The 517-nt window shown below is 54.0% G+C and carries 1 protein-coding gene; it reads right to left on the reverse strand.

Annotated elements, in window-relative coordinates; all coding sequences use genetic code 11:
• Positions 1-517: DUF6453 family protein (locus FDX22_RS21895; protein ID WP_222592558.1), on the reverse strand; the 517-nt coding region annotated here is incomplete at both ends.

Consider the following 517-nt stretch of genomic DNA (forward strand, 5'->3'; position numbering starts at 1 on the left):
AGACTATCTGGCAGAACCCGCCGCCAATATCCTGAAAGGCATCAGTGATCTGGATTTGTCGGTCATACACAAAGGGGCGTTTCAGCGTGGAGAATGTTACCTGGCCTGCGGCGTTGGTCATCGTGATACCATCGCCACCGACAGGTGCGGTCTGATTGAATATCACCAGGTCAATCGTCGTCGTTCCGGCCACATCGTCCCGCCCTGTGTAGGAAATATCGCGCACGATGATATTGCCGCCATCAAATCCCACCGATACATTCGGGTTATCCCATTTACCGAAAGGAATACCGCTGACCGGAAGCGCAGCGCTACCGTTAACCGTAATTCGCCCGGACCAGGCACAGGTCATCAGCGCAGCCTGGTTGGATATGGCGGTGAAGTCAGTCGAGTTTGAAACTAACAGCCCTTCGTTATAAGTCGCCGCAGGCAGCAGCTCCATAACGTAGCCTGACCAGTCAGGGACAATACTTTTTCCACCGATAGTCTCAGCCCCGATGATTACCCCGGAATCACC

This window comes from Citrobacter sp. TBCS-14, assembly GCF_005280805.1.
GTDB classification, from domain to species: Bacteria; Pseudomonadota; Gammaproteobacteria; order Enterobacterales; family Enterobacteriaceae; genus Citrobacter; species Citrobacter gillenii.